At 65.0% G+C, this 15,900-nt stretch carries 15 protein-coding genes; 6 read left to right on the forward strand and 9 right to left on the reverse strand.

Going from position 1 to position 15,900, the window contains the following annotated elements:
- Both mreC and C2862_RS20995 read right to left on the reverse strand, forming a co-directional pair.
- Window positions 1-981: rod shape-determining protein MreC (gene mreC / locus C2862_RS20990; protein ID WP_136222269.1), on the reverse strand; the 981-nt coding region annotated here is incomplete at its 3' end.
- A 106-nt stretch (window positions 982-1,087) separates the two neighbouring features.
- Complete coding sequence (locus tag C2862_RS20995; protein WP_056338938.1) at window positions 1,088-2,131, reverse strand: rod shape-determining protein; 1,044 nt, start codon at window positions 2,129-2,131, stop codon at window positions 1,088-1,090.
- A gap of 319 nt (window positions 2,132-2,450) precedes the next feature.
- On the opposite strand from C2862_RS20995, the gene gatC reads away from it, so the two are divergent.
- From gatC to C2862_RS21020, 5 genes are all read left to right on the forward strand, one after another.
- Window positions 2,451-2,750, forward strand: a complete 300-nt coding sequence (gene gatC / locus C2862_RS21000; protein WP_136222270.1) for an Asp-tRNA(Asn)/Glu-tRNA(Gln) amidotransferase subunit GatC — start codon at window positions 2,451-2,453, stop codon at window positions 2,748-2,750.
- Between the two features lie 28 nt (window positions 2,751-2,778).
- Window positions 2,779-4,254, forward strand: a complete 1,476-nt coding sequence (gatA, locus tag C2862_RS21005; protein ID WP_136222272.1) for an Asp-tRNA(Asn)/Glu-tRNA(Gln) amidotransferase subunit GatA — start codon at window positions 2,779-2,781, stop codon at window positions 4,252-4,254.
- A gap of 55 nt (window positions 4,255-4,309) precedes the next feature.
- Window positions 4,310-5,788 carry an Asp-tRNA(Asn)/Glu-tRNA(Gln) amidotransferase subunit GatB gene (gatB, locus tag C2862_RS21010; protein WP_267873544.1) on the forward strand — a complete coding sequence of 493 codons (1,479 nt, stop codon included), beginning with the start codon at window positions 4,310-4,312 and terminating at the stop codon, window positions 5,786-5,788.
- Between the two features lie 183 nt (window positions 5,789-5,971).
- Window positions 5,972-6,265, forward strand: a complete 294-nt coding sequence (locus tag C2862_RS21015; protein ID WP_136222276.1) for a helix-turn-helix domain-containing protein — start codon at window positions 5,972-5,974, stop codon at window positions 6,263-6,265.
- On the forward strand, window positions 6,262-7,617 hold the full coding sequence (locus C2862_RS21020; protein WP_136222278.1) for a HipA domain-containing protein: 1,356 nt from the start codon (window positions 6,262-6,264) through the stop codon (window positions 7,615-7,617). The genes C2862_RS21015 and C2862_RS21020 overlap by 4 nt, the downstream gene beginning before the upstream one ends.
- Before the next feature lie 30 nt (window positions 7,618-7,647).
- On the opposite strand, the gene C2862_RS21025 is transcribed toward C2862_RS21020, so the two are convergent.
- The 3 genes from C2862_RS21025 to C2862_RS21035 all read right to left on the reverse strand — a co-directional run bounded on the left by C2862_RS21025 (window position 7,648) and on the right by C2862_RS21035 (window position 11,235).
- Window positions 7,648-8,316 (reverse strand): DUF6624 domain-containing protein, encoded by a 669-nt coding sequence (locus C2862_RS21025; protein WP_136222280.1) that lies wholly within the window; start codon window positions 8,314-8,316, stop codon window positions 7,648-7,650.
- Window positions 8,317-8,319: 3 nt separating this feature from the next.
- Entirely contained in the window at window positions 8,320-8,982 is a 663-nt protein-coding gene (gene pyrE, locus C2862_RS21030) for an orotate phosphoribosyltransferase (RefSeq protein WP_136222282.1), read from the reverse strand.
- 72 nt (window positions 8,983-9,054) lie between these two features.
- Window positions 9,055-11,235, reverse strand: coding sequence for an ATP-binding protein (locus C2862_RS21035; protein WP_229467535.1), 2,181 nt, complete (start codon window positions 11,233-11,235; stop codon window positions 9,055-9,057).
- Window positions 11,236-11,457: 222 nt separating this feature from the next.
- Here C2862_RS21035 and C2862_RS21040 point away from each other — a divergent pair, with 222 nt between their 5' ends.
- Entirely contained in the window at window positions 11,458-12,228 is a 771-nt protein-coding gene (locus tag C2862_RS21040; protein ID WP_136222284.1) for an exodeoxyribonuclease III, read from the forward strand.
- On the opposite strand, the gene C2862_RS21045 is transcribed toward C2862_RS21040, so the two are convergent.
- The 4 genes from C2862_RS21045 to C2862_RS21060 all read right to left on the reverse strand — a co-directional run bounded on the left by C2862_RS21045 (window position 12,229) and on the right by C2862_RS21060 (window position 15,847).
- Window positions 12,229-13,152 (reverse strand): pseudouridine synthase, encoded by a 924-nt coding sequence (locus C2862_RS21045; protein ID WP_136222286.1) that lies wholly within the window; start codon window positions 13,150-13,152, stop codon window positions 12,229-12,231.
- Complete coding sequence (locus tag C2862_RS21050; protein WP_136222288.1) at window positions 13,153-14,046, reverse strand: M48 family metallopeptidase; 894 nt, start codon at window positions 14,044-14,046, stop codon at window positions 13,153-13,155. It lies immediately after the preceding gene.
- Window positions 14,047-14,117: 71 nt separating this feature from the next.
- Complete coding sequence (gene metW, locus C2862_RS21055) at window positions 14,118-14,732, reverse strand: methionine biosynthesis protein MetW (RefSeq protein ID WP_136222290.1); 615 nt, start codon at window positions 14,730-14,732, stop codon at window positions 14,118-14,120.
- Complete coding sequence (locus C2862_RS21060; RefSeq protein WP_229467541.1) at window positions 14,729-15,847, reverse strand: homoserine O-acetyltransferase; 1,119 nt, start codon at window positions 15,845-15,847, stop codon at window positions 14,729-14,731. Before C2862_RS21060 ends, metW begins: the two co-directional genes overlap by 4 nt.
- Window positions 15,848-15,900: the final 53 nt, after the last annotated feature.

Consider the following 15,900-nt stretch of genomic DNA (forward strand, 5'->3'; position numbering starts at 1 on the left):
GACGCCCTGCTGCTGCACCGGCACGCCCTGCGCCGGCAGCGGCGCGGCCGGCAGCGGCGGCGCCGGAACCGGCTCCATCTTCGGCAGGTTGCGGCGCGCGCCGGCATGCGCGGGCGGTGCCGGAAGATCGGCCGGACGCGGTTCGCGTGCAGCCTGCGACATCACGATCAGCAGCTGGCGATTACGGTCGACGCCGCCCAGCGGCTGGCAGACCACACGGCCGAAGGCGCCGGCGGCGACCTTCTCGACCTGCACCACCTTGGCGACCGCGAGGCCGGCCGGGTACATGCCGTCCAGGCCCGAGGTGACGATCACGTCGCCGACCTGGATGTCGGCATCGGGCGCCACGAAGCGCAGGTCGAGCAGGCCCGAGCGTCCGCGGCCATAGGCGATGCTGCGCAGGCCCGAGCGCAGCACCTGCACGGGAATGGCCTGCTCGCGGTCGGTCAGCAGGGTGACTTCGGAAGTAAAGGGGAAGACGCGGGTGACCTGGCCGATGACGCCGGCGTTGTCGATCACCGGCAGGCCGAGCTGCACGCCATTGCGCGAGCCGCGGTCGAGGACGATGCGGCGGGTCGAGGGATCGCGTGCGTCGTACAGGATCTCGCCCATGATCGACTGCACCGGCAGGTGCTCGCGCGCCTCCAGCAGGCGCCGCAGGTGGGCGTTCTCCGCCGTCTGGAGCTGGGCCTCCTGCATCGCCTGGGCCTGCGCGACCTGCTGGTTCTTCAGCTCGCGCACTTCATTCTGCAAGCTCGAGAGCGAGGAAAAATAGCCGCCCATGCTGGAGACGGCGTCGCGCGGCATCAGCGCGGCCATCTGCAGCGGATAGAGCACGGTGGCGGCGACCTGGCGCACGGTGGTGAGCACGTGCATGCGCGCATCGACCACCAGCAGCACCAGCGACACCAGCGCGAATACCGTCACCTTGACCCGTGCGGGGGCGCCCTGTTTGAAAAGCGGCGGAGGACTGTAATCCATGAATTTCAATAATGGCGGAGCATCCGCCCAGAATCAGCGCAGGCAGGCGGCCGGTATTGCACCGGCGGCCTGCCCAGGGTCTTGCACGATCGAGCCGAAGGCTTCTTTATTCGTACGAGAAGATCGAACCCAGCTTGTCATTGTGTTCCAGCGCCATGCCGGAACCGCGCACCACGCAGGTCAGCGGATCTTCGGCCACCAGCACCGGCAGGCCGGTCTCTTCCATCAGCAGGCGGTCCAGGTCGCGCAGCAGCGCGCCGCCGCCGGTCAGCATCATGCCCTTCTCGGCGATGTCGGCGCCCAGTTCCGGCGGGGTCTGCTCGAGGGCGTTCTTGACGGCCGAGACGATGTTGTTCAGCGGGTCGGTCAGCGCTTCCAGGATCTCGTTCGACGAGATGGTGAACGCGCGCGGGATGCCTTCGGACAGGTTGCGGCCCTTGACTTCCATTTCCTTGACTTCCGAACCCGGGAAGGCCGAACCGATGGCCTTCTTGATCGCTTCGGCGGTCTGTTCGCCGATCAGCATGCCGTAGTTGCGGCGGATGTAGTTGACGATGGCTTCGTCGAACTTGTCGCCGCCCACGCGCACCGAGCCTTTATAGACCATGCCGCCCAGCGAGATGATGCCCACTTCGGTGGTGCCGCCGCCGATGTCGACCACCATCGAGCCGGTCGCATCCGATACCGGCAGGCCGGCGCCGATCGCGGCCGCCATCGGCTCTTCGATCAGGTAGACCTGCGAGGCGCCGGCGCCCAGCGCCGATTCGCGGATCGCGCGGCGCTCGACCTGGGTCGAACCGCAAGGCACGCAGATGATGATGCGCGGCGACGGACGGAAGAACTTCGAATCGTGCACCATGCGGATGAACTGCTTGAGCATCTCTTCGGTGACGGTGAAGTCGGCGATGACGCCATCCTTCATCGGACGGATCGCTTCGATATTGCCCGGCACCTTGCCCAGCATCTGCTTGGCTTTCTTGCCGACCGCCTGGATCGTCTTCTTGCCGTTCGGGCCGCCCTGCTGGCGGATCGCGACGACCGATGGTTCGTCCAGCACGATGCCCTGGCCGCGCACATAGATCAGCGTATTGGCGGTACCCAGGTCGATTGCCAGGTCGTTCGAGAAGTAACTGCGTAAAGAACCAAACATGTGTGTCCTGATGCGCGAAACCGCGCGTAAAAATTTAATCGGGAATCCTCGCCGCACCTGCGCCTGCTTCGCGCCCCGCGGTCTTTTCCTATACGGGCCGCGCTCATTCGGCGCAGACCACGCATTAGCCCGCCATTCTACCTTATAATTTGCCGATTAAACGCTGAAAACAGGGGGTTTTCCCCTCTAGTTCCTGAAGCGAGATCGACGGGATTAACAAGGTTTTATCGACCGTAGCAAGGCGTTCAACAGCGCAGCGCCCAATTCCGTTATCCGCCCAACCACATTTTGAACGCGGCCCGCGCCGCGCCTTTTTGCCATGTCCCTGACTCTTTCAGACGTAAAACGCATCGCCAACCTGGCGCAGCTCGAGATGGACGATGCCCATGCCGAGACCGCACTGGGCGAGTTGAACGGCATCTTCGCCCTGGCCGAACAGATGCAGGCGGTCGACACCAGCGGTGTTGCGCCGTTGTCGCATCCGCTGGCCGCCATCCTCGCGCTGCCGCTGCGCCTGCGCGAAGACGTGGTCACGGAGGAAAACCGCCGCGACGACTACCAGGCGCCTGCGCCAAAGGCCCAGGACGGTTTGTACCTGGTGCCGAAGGTGATCGAGTAACCCTGCCCTCACGAACAGAGTACGCACCATGCATAACAAGACCATCAAAGAACTGTCCGCGCTGCTGCAGGCGAAACAGGTGTCGAGCACCGAGCTCACGCGCCACTTCCTCGACCGCATCGCCGCCAGCGGCCACAACGCCTTCCTGCACGTCGACCCGGCCCTGTCGCTGGCCCAGGCAGCCGCGGCCGACGCGCGCATTGCCGAGGGCAGCGCCGGCCCCCTGACCGGCGTGCCGATCGCCCATAAGGATATCTTCGTCACGCGCGACTGGCGCACGACTGCCGGTTCGAAGATGCTGGCCAACTACGTCAGCCCCTTCGACGCGACCGTCGTCGAGCGCTTCAACGCGGCCGGCATGGTCACGCTCGGCAAGGTGAACTGCGACGAATTCGCGATGGGCTCGGCCAACGAGAACTCGGCTTTCGGTCCGGTGCAGAACCCGTGGGACGCCCTGGCCGTGCCGGGCGGCTCCTCGGGCGGCTCGGCCGCCGCGATCGCCGCGCGCCTGGCGCCGGCCGCGACCGCCACCGACACCGGCGGCTCGATCCGCCAGCCGGCCGCCTTCTGCGGCGTCACCGGCATCAAGCCGACCTACGGCCGCGTCTCGCGCTTCGGCATGATCGCCTTCGCCTCCTCGCTCGACCAGGGCGGCCCGATGGCGCAGACGGCCGAAGACTGCGCCCTGCTGCTCAATGAAATGGTCGGCCACGACGGCCGCGACTCGACCAGCCTGACGCCTGAACAAGGCAACCTGCACGAAGATTTTACCCGCGACCTCGACAAGCCATTGAACGGCCTGCGCATCGGCGTGCCGAGCGAGTACTTCGGCGAAGGCCTGGCCGCCGACGTCGAAGCCGCCGTGCGCGCCGCGCTGGACCAGTTCGTGAAACTGGGCGCAACGCTCGTCGACATCTCGCTGCCGAAAACCGCGCTGTCGATCCCGACCTACTACATCATCGCCCCGGCCGAGGCCTCCTCGAACCTGTCGCGCTTCGACGGCGTGCGCTACGGCCACCGCGCCAGCGAGTACAAGGACCTGGCCGACATGTACAAGAAGACCCGCGCCGAAGGTTTCGGCCGCGAAGTCCAGCGCCGCATCATGGTCGGCACCTATGTGCTCTGCCATGGCTACTACGACGCCTACTACGTGCAGGCGCAGAAGATCCGCCGCCTGATCGCCGACGACTTCCAGGCCGCGTTCACCGACAAGTGCGACGTCATCATGGGCCCGGTCGCGCCGAGCGTCGCCTGGGACGCGGGTTCGAAGACGAACGACCCGGTCGCCAACTACCTGGCCGACATCTTCACGCTGTCGACCAGCCTGGCCGGCCTGCCCGGCATGTCGATTCCTTGCGGCTTCGGCGCAGGCGAGAAGAACGGCAAGCGCCCGGTCGGCCTGCAAATCATCGGCAACTACTTCAGCGAAGCGAAGCTGCTGAACGTCGCGCACCAGTACCAGCTGGCGACCGACTGGCACCAACGCGCGCCTGAAGGCGTCTAAAACGTAAGGTGGGCGGGTCTCCCGCCCACGCGTTCAACCAGCGCCAGCACAGAGAATACAAAGAGAGAACACCATGCAATGGGAAGTCGTCATCGGTCTTGAGAACCACGTCCAGCTCACGACCAATTCGAAAATCTTCAGCGGCAGCTCGATCCAGTTCGGCGCCGAGCCGAACACGCAGGCCAGCCCCGTGGACCTGGCCCTGCCGGGCGTGCTGCCCGTAATGAACAAGGGCGCCGTCGAGCGCGCGATCCGCTTCGGCCTGGCAGTGGGCGCGAAGATCGCGCCGCAGTCGGTCTTCGCCCGTAAAAACTACTTCTATCCGGACCTGCCGAAGGGCTACCAGATCAGCCAGTTCGAAGACCCCGTGGTCCAGGGCGGTACGATCACCTTCGGCTACGAGAAGGATGGCAAGCTGGAGACGAAGACCGTCAACCTGACCCGGGCACACCTGGAGGAGGATGCCGGCAAGTCGCTGCACGAGGACTATGCCGGCATGACCGGCATCGACCTGAACCGCGCCGGCACGCCGCTGCTCGAGATCGTCTCGGAGCCGGAAATGCGCAGCGCCGCCGAAGCGGTGGCCTACGCGAAAGCCCTGCACTCGCTGGTGATGTGGCTCGGCGTCTGCGACGGCAACATGCAGGAAGGCTCCTTCCGCTGCGACGTCAACGTCTCGGTACGTCCGCTGGGCCAGCAGGAATTCGGCACCCGCTGCGAGATCAAGAACCTGAACTCCTTCCGCTTCATGGAAGAGGCGATCCACTACGAAGTGCGGCGCCAGATCGAGCTGATCGAAGACGGCGGCAAGGTCCAGCAGGCCACCCGCCTGTGGGACCCGGACCGGAAGGAAACCCGCGCCATGCGCTCGAAAGAGGACGCGCAGGACTACCGCTACTTCCCCGACCCGGACCTGCCGCCTTTGATGATCTCGGAAGAGTGGATCGAGCGTATCAAGGCCGACATGCCGGAACTGCCGGAAGCCATGCGCCAGCGCTTCACCGGCGACTACGGCCTGCCGGAATACGACAGCCTGATCCTCACCTCCTCGCAGGCGATGGCGAACTACTACGAAGCCGTCGTCGCGAAAGCCGGCAAGGAAAACGCCAAGGCGATCGCCAACTGGATGATGGGCGACGTCTCCTCGACCCTGAACCGCGAAGGCGTCGAGATCACCGAATCGCCGGTCGAAGCATCGCAACTGGCGCTGCTCATCAAGCGCATCGCCGACGGCACGATCTCGAACAAGGCCGGCAAGGAAGTCTTCGCGGCCATGTGGGAAGCGAAATCGACGGACGAGAACCTGGCCGACATCGTGATCGAACAGAAGGGCCTGAAGCAGATCTCGGACACGGGCGCACTGGAAGCGATCGTCGACGAGGTGCTGGCCGCGAATGCGAAATCGGTCGAGCAGTACCGCGCCGGCAAGGAAGCGGCGATCAACGCGCTGATCGGCCAGACCATGAAGGCCTCGAAGGGCAAGGCGAATCCGGCGCAGGTGACGGAGCTGCTCAAGAAGAAGCTGGCGGGTTGAGACAGCCTGTATCGACAAAAAGCCGGAGCATGCTCCGGTTTTTTTATGCCCGCACAAGCCACGATGTTTCGGACTTTCAGAAATATCAGTACTCGATGCGTTGTAAAACAAAAAATTTCGGAATTTCAGAAAATGCTTCAAAAGTGCAGCTATACTGGACATTATTTCTGAATTTCCGAAACAATGACCATGAACGCCCTACCTGCCCTTCTTGTTTCCCCCGATGAGCTGGGTCCTTTGGTGCGACAGCGACGCCGAGCTCAGCAGTTGCGTATCGATGACGCAGCAGGACTGCTCGGCGTATCGGTCGATCTGATGTCGCGGCTCGAAAACGGCCAGGGCAGCGTACGCCTGGACAAGGCACTGGCAGTGCTCGATGGCCTTGGCCTGGCATTGCTCGTCGTACCCAAGGAGCATCCCTGGGCGCACTCCGCCCGGCCGGCAATCCTGCCGGGTAAGGCAGGAGAGAGCTCGTGAGATTCGAGCTCGAGGTCTACGCCGGCGAGTCCCTGATGGCGCACATCGGGCACGACCCGCTGCCGGATGCGTGGGCCTTGACCTATACCCCTGCATGGCTCGGCAATCCGGGGGCTTTTCCCTTGTCGCCGTCCTTGCCGCTTGCCGCGGCGGGGCATGGATACGATTCGCGTTCGATCAAGCGCTTCATCGAACACCTGCTGCCGGAAGGGCATGCCCTGGATGTGGCCATCGCCACCAATGGCCTCGCCAGGTCGAATGTGTTCGGCCTGATTCGCGCACTTGGCCAGGAAACCGCCGGCGTACTACGCTTCCAGGACACGCAGGAAGGCATCGCTACGGCTTCGGCCGGACACGAGAAGCGCGAAATTCCGGTCACGGAACTGGACGCGCGCATCGCGGACCGCGACATGCCGTTCACGGTATGGGACGGCAAGGTACGTATGTCGGTCGCGGGCGTTCAGGACAAGCTATTGGTCTACCTCGACGCGCCGCTCGAACAGGGCGGACGCCTGTTCCTGGTCGAAGGCCCGCGCCTGGCATCGACCCATATCCTGAAACCCGACCTTGCCTCCCCCCGGCTGCCGCACCTGGCGGTCAACGAACACTTCTGCATGACGCTTGCGCGCCGCATCGGCTTGCCCGCGGCCGAGGTCCAGTTGCTGCGTACGCCTCGCCCGGTGCTGGTCGTGCGCCGTTTCGACCGTATCGTGCAGGAGCAAAATGGAGAAGCACGCGTCCAGCGCCGCCACATGGTCGATGCCTGCCAGGCCTGCGACCTGCCCGTCAGCTTCAAGTACGAGCGCAATCTCGGGAAGGAAGCCGCCGTGCGCGATATTCGCGAAGGCATGAGTTTCGAGCGCCTGTTCGGCCTTGGCGGGCTGACGGCCAACAAGGCACTGGCCAGGCTGGCGATGCTGCGCTGGGCGCTGTTCCAGTTCCTGATCGGGAACAGCGATGCACACGGCAAGAACTTCTCGTTCTTTGTCGGCCCGGGGGGCTACCTCGAACCGGCGCCCTGGTATGACCTGGTCAGCCTGGTCCAGTATGCGCACATCGATACCGACCTCGCAATGGCATACGGCGATGCGTTCACATTGGACGAGGTCACGCCGTTTGCCCTCGCAGACTTCGCCGCACGTTGCGGCATCGACCGCAAGCTGATGCGGCGCGAGGCAGAGCGCCTGGCCAATGCGGCCAGTACCGCCGCTGTCGAATTGGCGCGCTCGAACGCATATCAGGACGAGGAACCTGCGTTCGTCGCGCAGATCGCGGCGTTCATCAACCAGCAGGCCCAGCGCCTGGTATTCCTGGCCCGCGAAGCGGCGACGATCCCCGCCGCGCTTCTCTGATGTCCGGCCGCGCTCTTGCAGGGAGAGCGCTCACCGCGGCTTCCTCGCCTCGCTCATCATGCACACGTAATCGGCCAGCGGCATCACGCCCAGTGCGCGCCGGTTCGCTTCGACCGCCTGCACGCTGGCCTCGTCCGGCAAGCCGAAATGCGGCGTGGCCCACTCCTCCGGGCTGAACTGGGTGCCGTAGCGCTGCGGCTTGCCTTGCGCTTTCAGCACGCGGTCGCTGAAGCGCGCAAAATCGCTCAGCGGCAGTTCGCCGTCGGCCGCGCGCAGCATCATCACGGGCAGCAGGGCCGCCTGGAACTTCGGAGCGATATCGGCATGCTGGGCCAGCAGCCAGGCATGCTGCACGCCCTGCTCGCCGACCTGGCGCGCGCTCGGGAAATCCTGCGCGCGCACCAGCGCGTGCAGCCAGCGCAGGTTGTCGTCGTCGATGCGGTTGACGGCCCGTGCGGCGGCTTCATCGCTGCGGTCGGCAAGATACGCGATGCGCGCCTTCTGGTCGCGCGCGACGCGCTCGGCCAGTTCGGCGCGCAGGGCGGGATGGGTGAAGCTGCGCGCGTCGTCGCGCGCAGCCAGCGCTTCGTCCGACTCCTGCGGATGGGCTGCCTGCCAGGCGTCGGCGCCCGGACAGGCGGCACCCGCCGCCGATGCCGCGCACAGCAGCGCCAGCCCCGCCGCAAGCAGGCGCCTCATCGCTCAGACGCCGTAACGCGTGCGATACGCCGCCACCGCCTCCTTGTGCTGCCCCAGTTCAGCGCCGGCGCCTTCGCCCGACAGGTAAGTAAACAGGTCGTCCAGGTTGGCGATCGAGATCACCGGAATGCCGAACTCCTGCGCCACCTGCTGCACCGCCGAGCCTTCCGACAAGGCGTCGTCCTTGCCCGAGCGTTCCATGCGGTCGAGCGCGATCAGCACGGCGGCAGGTTCCGCGCCGGCGGCGCGGATCATGGCGACCGATTCGCGTACCGAGGTGCCGGCCGAGATCACGTCGTCGACGATCACGACCTTGCCCTTGAGGCCTGCGCCGACGATGGTGCCGCCTTCGCCGTGGTCCTTGGCTTCCTTGCGGTTGTATGCATACGAGGTATTGCGGCCCTTGGCGGCCAGGGCGACGGCGGTGGCGCTGGCCAGCGTGATGCCTTTATAGGCCGGGCCGAACAGCATGTCGAACTCGACGCCGGAATCGAGCAGGGTCTGGGCGTAGAACTGGGCCAGCCGGCCCAGCGTGGCGCCGTCGTGGAACAGGCCGGCGTTGAAGAAATAAGGCGAGAGCCGCCCGGCCTTGGTCGTGAATTGACCGAATTTCAAGACTCCGGTCTCGACCGAAAACGCAATAAACTCCTGGCGCAGATTGTTCACACGGCTCTCCCTGTATTCGAAAGAGCGTATTTTAATCTGCGCCGGCCGTGAAAACGACGCTTACCGGCGTTTTCACTCTTCGGCCAGGCGCGCCACCTGCTCGGGCGTGATCGGCTTGACCAGGTGGCGCTCGAAGCCGGCGGCTTCGCTGCGCTCACGGTCGCCGTCCTGGCCGTAGCCCGACAGCGCGATCAGGCGGCAGCCTTTCAAACCGGGCAGCGCGCGCAGGCGCGTGGCCAGTTCGTAGCCGTCGAGGACAGGCAGGCCGATATCGAGCACGGCGATGTCCGGGCGCAGGCGCGGTGCCGCTTCCAATGCGCTGACCGGATCGTTGAAGACGCTGACCTCGTGCCCGTGCACGGAGAGCAGCATGCCCAGCGTCTCGGCCGCATCGGCGTTGTCGTCGACCACCATGAAGCGCCGGCCTGTGGCGGCCGGTAGCGGCCCCGCGGCCGCCTCTGGCTCACTGCTTGGCGCCAGCGCGTGCACCGGCAGGCGCACGATGAATTCGCTGCCCTGCCCCAGGCCTGCGCTGCGCGCTTCGACCGTGCCGCCATGGAGCTCGACGATGTTCTTCACCAGCGCCAGGCCGATGCCCAGGCCGCCTTCGACGCGGTCGACGCTGCGCTTACCCTGGAAGAACAGGCCGAAGACCTGGGGCAGCACCTCGGGCGCCAGGCCGATGCCGTTGTCCTTGACAGCAATGCGCAGCCAGCCGGCGCCGTCGCGCCGGGCCGACAGCGTCACCGCGCCACCGTTTTCGGTGTAGCGCGCGGCGTTGGTGAGCAGGTTCGACACCACCTGCGCCAGGCGCATCGGATCGCCTTCCCAGTCCATGCCTGCTTCGACCTCGACGGACAAATGGTGGCCGCGCTGCTCGAGCAGCGGGCTGGCCATCTCGACCGCTTTTGCCAGCGGGACGGCCAGGTCGCCGCGTTCGGACTTCAGTTCGATCTGGCCGCGCGTGGCGCGCGCCACGTCCATCAGGTCGTCCACCAGGCGCACCAGGTGCTCGACCTGGCGCTCGATAATCTCGCGCTCGCGCAGCGCCGCGCTTTCCTCGCGCATGCGCATCAGCTGCAGGGCGGTGACGATCGGCGACAGCGGGTTGCGCAGTTCGTGGCCGAGCATGGCCAGGAATTCGTCCTTGGTGCGGTTGGCCGTGGTCAGCTCGTCGAGCAGGCGCTCGCGCTCGGCGTGGGCGCGCTCCAGGCGGAGCAGCGCTTCGTCGCGCTGGTGGCGTTCGGTGGCGTCGCGCGTGAAGCAGCGCGTGTAGCGCAGGGTACCGCCATCCATGCAGCCGTTCGAGCTGATCAGGACGTGCTTGACCGAGCCGTCCTTGCAACGCAGGCGCGCCGGCTGGTCGATCAGGGTGCCGCCGGAGAGCAGCGTCTTCAGGATATGGTCGATGACGTCGGCGTCGACGTGGAAGTCGGCGATATGGCGGCCGACGTATTCTTCCCAGCCGTAGCCGAGCATCTGCAGCTCGGCCTTGTTGGCCCACAGGATGGTGCCGTCCGCGCCGACCTTGTGCAGGCCTTCGGCGGCGTTCTCGACGAAATCGTTCAGCTCCTCCTCGCGCCGCTGCAGGGCGCGCTCGGCTTCCTGGCGGCGCGCCACTTCCTCGTCCAGCGCGCGCGCCTTGCGTTCGAGCCTGACGAGTTCGAGCGGCTTGCCCATCACGTCGTGCAGCACGCCATCCACGGACTGGGTGCACGCATGCTGGTGGGCGGCGCAGACCTGGTCGAAGCGGGCGGCGAAGTCGGCGTTCGGGAAAGCCTCCCAGGGATAGGCGCAGAACAGGGAAAAGCGCATCTCTTCGCCCAGTTCGTTCCACAGCTGCTCGAGGCGGACCGCGGCGCTGTAGTTGCCGTCGGCGCACAGCAGGGCGACCATTTCGCCGAAGGCGTGCAGGGTACCGGCATGCTTGCCCAGCTGTGCGCAGGCAGCACGGATGATGGCCTTGAAGCGCTCGCCATCCGGTTCGCCGGCGACCATCAGGCGCTCGAGCGTGTCGCGTGCGTCCAGGAAGACCAGGCGCGTGCCGGCGGCATCGCCGTGCTTCAGGCGCGCGCACAGGGCTTGCGCGTGCTCCGGTGTCGCAATGACAAGACCGGCGCCGCCGATCGACAAGGCGGCATCGACGAACCCGGCAACCTCGTCGACCAGGCGAGCATTGTCATCGTAGAAACGCACGATATGCGCGTTTTCATCATGGTTCTCCAGCGGCGCTGCGTCGTCTTGAATGAGCACTGTTGTCTTTCCCCTTGGTTGCTGCCGCGCACGCAATGTGTCCGGCCATAAGGATCAAGTTTAACAGATGGTGCCTGTAAGGAATGCCATGCACGGCAGAGCTGTACACACAGTGCAACAAAGGTATGGCCTGCCGGCAACAGATAAAAAGCGCTACACTACTGCCCTGCCGCACTGCGGGCCGAATCGCGGACCTTCCGACCCACTTCTCTTCTTTGATCCATGCCACGAATTATTTCCGCCAACCTGAACGGCATCCGTTCGGCGCACAAGAAAGGTTTTTTCAACTGGCTCGCGAATGCCGACGCCGACTTCATCTGCGTACAGGAACTGAAAGCCCAGGAAGCCGACATGACCGAGGAATTCCTCCGTCCGCACGGCTACCATGGCCATTTCCACTACGCCGAAAAGAAGGGGTATTCGGGCACCGGCGTGTATAGCCGCCTGGCGCCGGACAACAAGCGCATCGGCTTCGGCTGCGAGGAATTCGACGCCGAAGGCCGCTACACCCGCTGCGATTTCGGCAATCTCACCGTGATTTCGGTGTACTGCCCTTCGGGTTCGTCCTCGCCCGAGCGCCAGCTGGCGAAGTTCCGCTTCATGGAAGTCTTCCTGCCGCACCTGCAGGAGCTGAAGGCCGAGGGCCGCGAAGTCGTCATCTGCGGCGACTGGAATATCGCGCACAAGGAAATCGACCTCAAAAACTGGAAGAGCAACCAGAAGAACTCGGGCTTCCTGCCGGAAGAACGCGCCTGGATGACGCGCCTGTTCGACGAACTGGGCCTGGTCGACGTGCACCGCACCGTGGCGCCGGAAGCGGCCGACTACACCTGGTGGAGCAACCGCGGCCAGGCCTACGCGAAGAACGTGGGCTGGCGCATCGATTACCACGTCGCGACCCCGGGCATTGCGGCCAAGGCGCATACGGTGTCGGTCTACAAGGACGAGCGTTTCTCGGACCACGCTCCCCTGATCATCGACTACCACTTGTAATCAGGCAGGCCAATCGAGCGTACGTTCACTGCTGAACGTACGCGTCTCTCCGGTCAGTGGGTCCTCGAAACTGATCGTGCGCGCCAGCAGCTGCAGCGGCGCTGAAAAATCGTCGCCCTTGCAGGGCAGCGCCACCGGATAAAAGGCGTCGTTCAGGATCGGTGCGCCGAGCGACGACAGGTGCAGGCGCAGCTGGTGCTTGCGACCCGTGTGCGGGTGCAGGCGGTAGCGCACGACATCGCCGCGGCGCTCGACGACCTCGATCAGCGTTTCCGAATTCGGCTCGCCCGGCACCTCTTCGCTGACGAAAAACTGCGCCGCATCCTGCATGCGGCTGCGGTAAGTAAAAGGGAATTCCCTCCCCGCGATCGGCCCCGCCAGCGCCTCGTACACTTTTTTCACCACCCGCTTCTGGAACATCGACTGGTACTTGCCGCGCGTATCCGGGTTGTGCGAGAAGATCACGACGCCGGCCGTTTCGCGGTCGAGGCGGTGGATCGGGACCAGGTGCGGCAGTTCCAGCTGGGCTTTCAGGCGCACCAGCAGGGTCTCGTGCAGGAAGCGTCCGGTCGGGATCATCGGCAGGAAATGCGGCTTGTCGACGATCAGCAGGTGCTGGTCCTGGAACAGGATGCGCTCCTTGAACGGGATCGGCGTTTCAGGTTCGTCCAGCTCGCGGTAATACCAGATGCGCATGCCCTGGCGGACATGGCTGTCCGCTTGCAGCGGTTTTCCCGTCGCGTCGACGACTTCGCCGCGCTGCAGGCGCGCGGCCCAGGACTCGCGCGCGACGTCCGGGAAGCGCTCCGTCAGAAAACGCAGCATGCCGCCGGCCAGCGTCTCGGTCAGCCACAGGTAGCTGGGCGCGACGCCGTTGCGGACCGGCAGCGGGACATAGGAGTTGGCTTCTGCCTGGTGACCCATTTATCGGATAGCGACGTTGGTGCGGTAAGGCGGCAGGCGATTCACGCTGGTGCCCTTGCTGCGCGCATACAGCGGCAGCAGCACGTTCATGTGCTGTTCCATGTCCTTGATGCGGGTTTCGCCGCCCGGGTGGGTGGACAGGAACTCGGGCGGCGCGCCCTTGTTCAGCATCGCCATCTTGCGCCACAGGGCGATCCCCGCACGCGGGTCGTAGCCGGCGCGGGCCGCGATGTCGAGGCCCACCAGGTCGGCCTCGCGCTCTTCGTCGCGCGAGAATTTCAGGACCACGCCTTGGCCGATCATGCCGGTCACGGTATTCGTGATGTTCGGGTCGATGCCGAAGATGGCCGAGCCGAGCGCGCCGGCGCCGCGCGCGACCATCGAGGTGATGCCGGATTTGGCGGTGCGCTCGCGGCCGTGCTCGCGCAGTGCGTGGGCAACTTCATGGCCGATGATGGCGGCCATTTCGTCGTCGGTCAGTTTCAGCTGGTTGATAATGCCGGTGAATACGCCGATGCGCCCGCCCGGCATGCAGAAGGCATTCACCTGGGGCGAATCGAACAGGTTGACTTCCCAGTTCCAGTCCTTGGCGTTGGCATTCCAGCGCGGCGCATAGGGAATGATGCGTTGGGCGACGCCGCGTACCCGCTTGGTCTGCGGATCGGTGGCCGGCACCAGCGCGCCTTTTTGTTGCGCCTGCGACAGCATCTCGCGGTACTGCTGGGCCGCCGCTTCGTTCATCTGCTCTTCCGGAACCAGCACGCGCACGCGCGAGAGCGGCTTGACGGCGATGCCGTCCTGGACGACCTGCTCTTTCTGGGCCTGCGCCGGGCTGACGCCGGCAAGACTGGTCAGCAGCGCGATGCAGAGGGTAAGGTGTTTAAGTTTCTTCATGTTGGTAACCGATGTGCTGTTTTTGTCAACAGCATCGTCTCAGAAAAGCGCCGATGGGACCGCACGATTCCTCACCCGCGCTTTGCTTTCTTGCGCAGCCTGAACACCGCCAGGCTCCCGCGCAGGTTCGGCAGGAAACTGACCGGCTTGCCCTCGGCCAGCGCCACGTAGTCCAGCACCTCGAGACCGCACTCCTCCGCCAGCTCCTTGAAGTCATAGATCGTTGCGCAGCGCACGTTCGGGGTGTCGTACCACTGGTACGGCAGCGAGCGCGAGACCGGCATGCGGCCTTTTAAAAGCGCGACGCGGTGCGGCCAGTAGGCGAAGTTCGGGAAGGAGACGATCGCCTCCGTCCCCACGCGCACGATGTCGCGCAGCAGGGCCTCGACGTGCTGCATCATCTGCAGCGAGGAAAGGCACAGCACCGTGTCGAAGGAATTGTCGCCGAACAGGCCGAGGCCCGCTTCCATGTCGTGCTGGATCACGTTGATGCCGCGGCGGGTGCTTTCCAGCACCTTGTCGTCGGCGATCTCGATGCCGTAGCCGGTGCAGCGCTTGCCCTTTTCCAGGTAGCGCAGCATGGCGCCGTCGCCGCAGCCGACGTCCAGCACATGGGCGCCGTCGCTCACCCAGTGCGCGATGAAGGCCAGGTCGGGGCGCAGCGTCGTCAAGTCTTCGAACTTCATGCGGCCTCCCCTGCCAGTTGTTCGGCGATGCGGTCGTAATAGGCCCGCACCACGCCCATGTAGCGCGCGTCTTCCAGCAGGAAGGCGTCGTGCCCGTGCGGCGCGTCGATCTCGGCGTAGGTGACCTGGCGCCGGTTCGAGATCAGGGCTTCCACGATCTCGCGGCTGCGCTCCGGCGAGAAGCGCCAGTCGGTGGTAAAGGAGGCGATCAGGAACTGGGCGCGGGTCGATGCCAGCGCTTTCGTGAGGTCGCCGCCATGCTCGCGCGCCGGGTCGAAGTAGTCGAGCGCCTTGGTGATCAGGAGGTAAGTGTTCGCGTCGAAGTACTCCGAGAACTTGTCGCCCTGGTAGCGCAGGTAGGACTCGATCTCGAAGTCGATGCCGAAGTCGAATTTGTAATCGTTCGATTCGGCGGCGTTACGCAGCTTGCGGCCGAATTTTTCCGCCATGTCGTCGTTCGACAGGTAGGTGATGTGGCCGACCATGCGTGCCACTTTCAGGCCGTTCTTCGGCACCACGCCGTGCTCGTAGAAATCGCCGCCGTGGTAGTCCGGGTCGGTGAGGATGGCCTGGCGCGCGACGTCGTTGAAGGCGATGTTCTGGGCCGAGAGCTTCGGGGTCGAGGCGATCACGATACAGTGGCGCAGGCGCTCGGGGAACATGATGCTCCATGAGAGGGCCTGCATGCCGCCGAGCGAGCCGCCCATCACGGCCGCGAACTGTTCGATGCCGAGGCGATCGGCCAGGCGCGCCTGGGCCGCGACCCAGTCCTCCACCGTCAGCAGCGGGAACGCCGCGCCATAGGGCTTGCCGGTGGCCGGGTTAAGGTGCATCGGGCCGGTCGAGCCGAAGCAAGAGCCGAGGTTGTTGACGCCGATGACGAAGAAGCGGTCGGTGTCGACGGGTTTGCCCGGTCCGACCATGTTGTCCCACCAGCCGAGGTTTTTCGGCGCGTCGGCATAGGTGCCGGCGACGTGGTGCGAGGCGTTCAATGCGTGGCAGATCAGCACCGCATTCGATTTGTCGGCATTGAGCGTGCCGTAGGTTTCGTACATCAGCGTGTAGTTGTCGATCTGCGCGCCGCTTTGCAGGAGCAAAGGTTCGGCGAACTGCATCGCTGAAGGAGAAACGGTTCCAATGGATCCCATGAGACTTTCTTGATGATGTG

Origin of the sequence: Massilia sp. Mn16-1_5 (genome assembly GCF_004798585.1) — a bacterium.
Classification (GTDB): domain Bacteria; phylum Pseudomonadota; class Gammaproteobacteria; order Burkholderiales; family Burkholderiaceae_D; genus Telluria.

Excerpts from the sequence above, each read along its gene's own strand:
- C2862_RS20995 (WP_056338938.1), bottom strand. The coding sequence starts at position 2,131 with ATGTTTGGTTCTTTACGCAGTTACTTCTCGAACGACCTGGCAATCGAC.
- gatC (WP_136222270.1), top strand. The coding sequence starts at position 2,451 with ATGTCCCTGACTCTTTCAGACGTAAAACGCATCGCCAACCTGGCGCAG.
- gatA (WP_136222272.1), top strand. The coding sequence starts at position 2,779 with ATGCATAACAAGACCATCAAAGAACTGTCCGCGCTGCTGCAGGCGAAA.
- C2862_RS21015 (WP_136222276.1), top strand. The coding sequence starts at position 5,972 with ATGACCATGAACGCCCTACCTGCCCTTCTTGTTTCCCCCGATGAGCTG.
- C2862_RS21025 (WP_136222280.1), bottom strand. The coding sequence starts at position 8,316 with ATGAGGCGCCTGCTTGCGGCGGGGCTGGCGCTGCTGTGCGCGGCATCG.
- C2862_RS21040 (WP_136222284.1), top strand. The coding sequence starts at position 11,458 with ATGCCACGAATTATTTCCGCCAACCTGAACGGCATCCGTTCGGCGCAC.
- C2862_RS21045 (WP_136222286.1), bottom strand. The coding sequence starts at position 13,152 with ATGGGTCACCAGGCAGAAGCCAACTCCTATGTCCCGCTGCCGGTCCGC.
- C2862_RS21050 (WP_136222288.1), bottom strand. The coding sequence starts at position 14,046 with ATGAAGAAACTTAAACACCTTACCCTCTGCATCGCGCTGCTGACCAGT.
- metW (WP_136222290.1), bottom strand. The coding sequence starts at position 14,732 with ATGAAGTTCGAAGACTTGACGACGCTGCGCCCCGACCTGGCCTTCATC.
- C2862_RS21060 (WP_229467541.1), bottom strand. The coding sequence starts at position 15,847 with ATGCAGTTCGCCGAACCTTTGCTCCTGCAAAGCGGCGCGCAGATCGAC.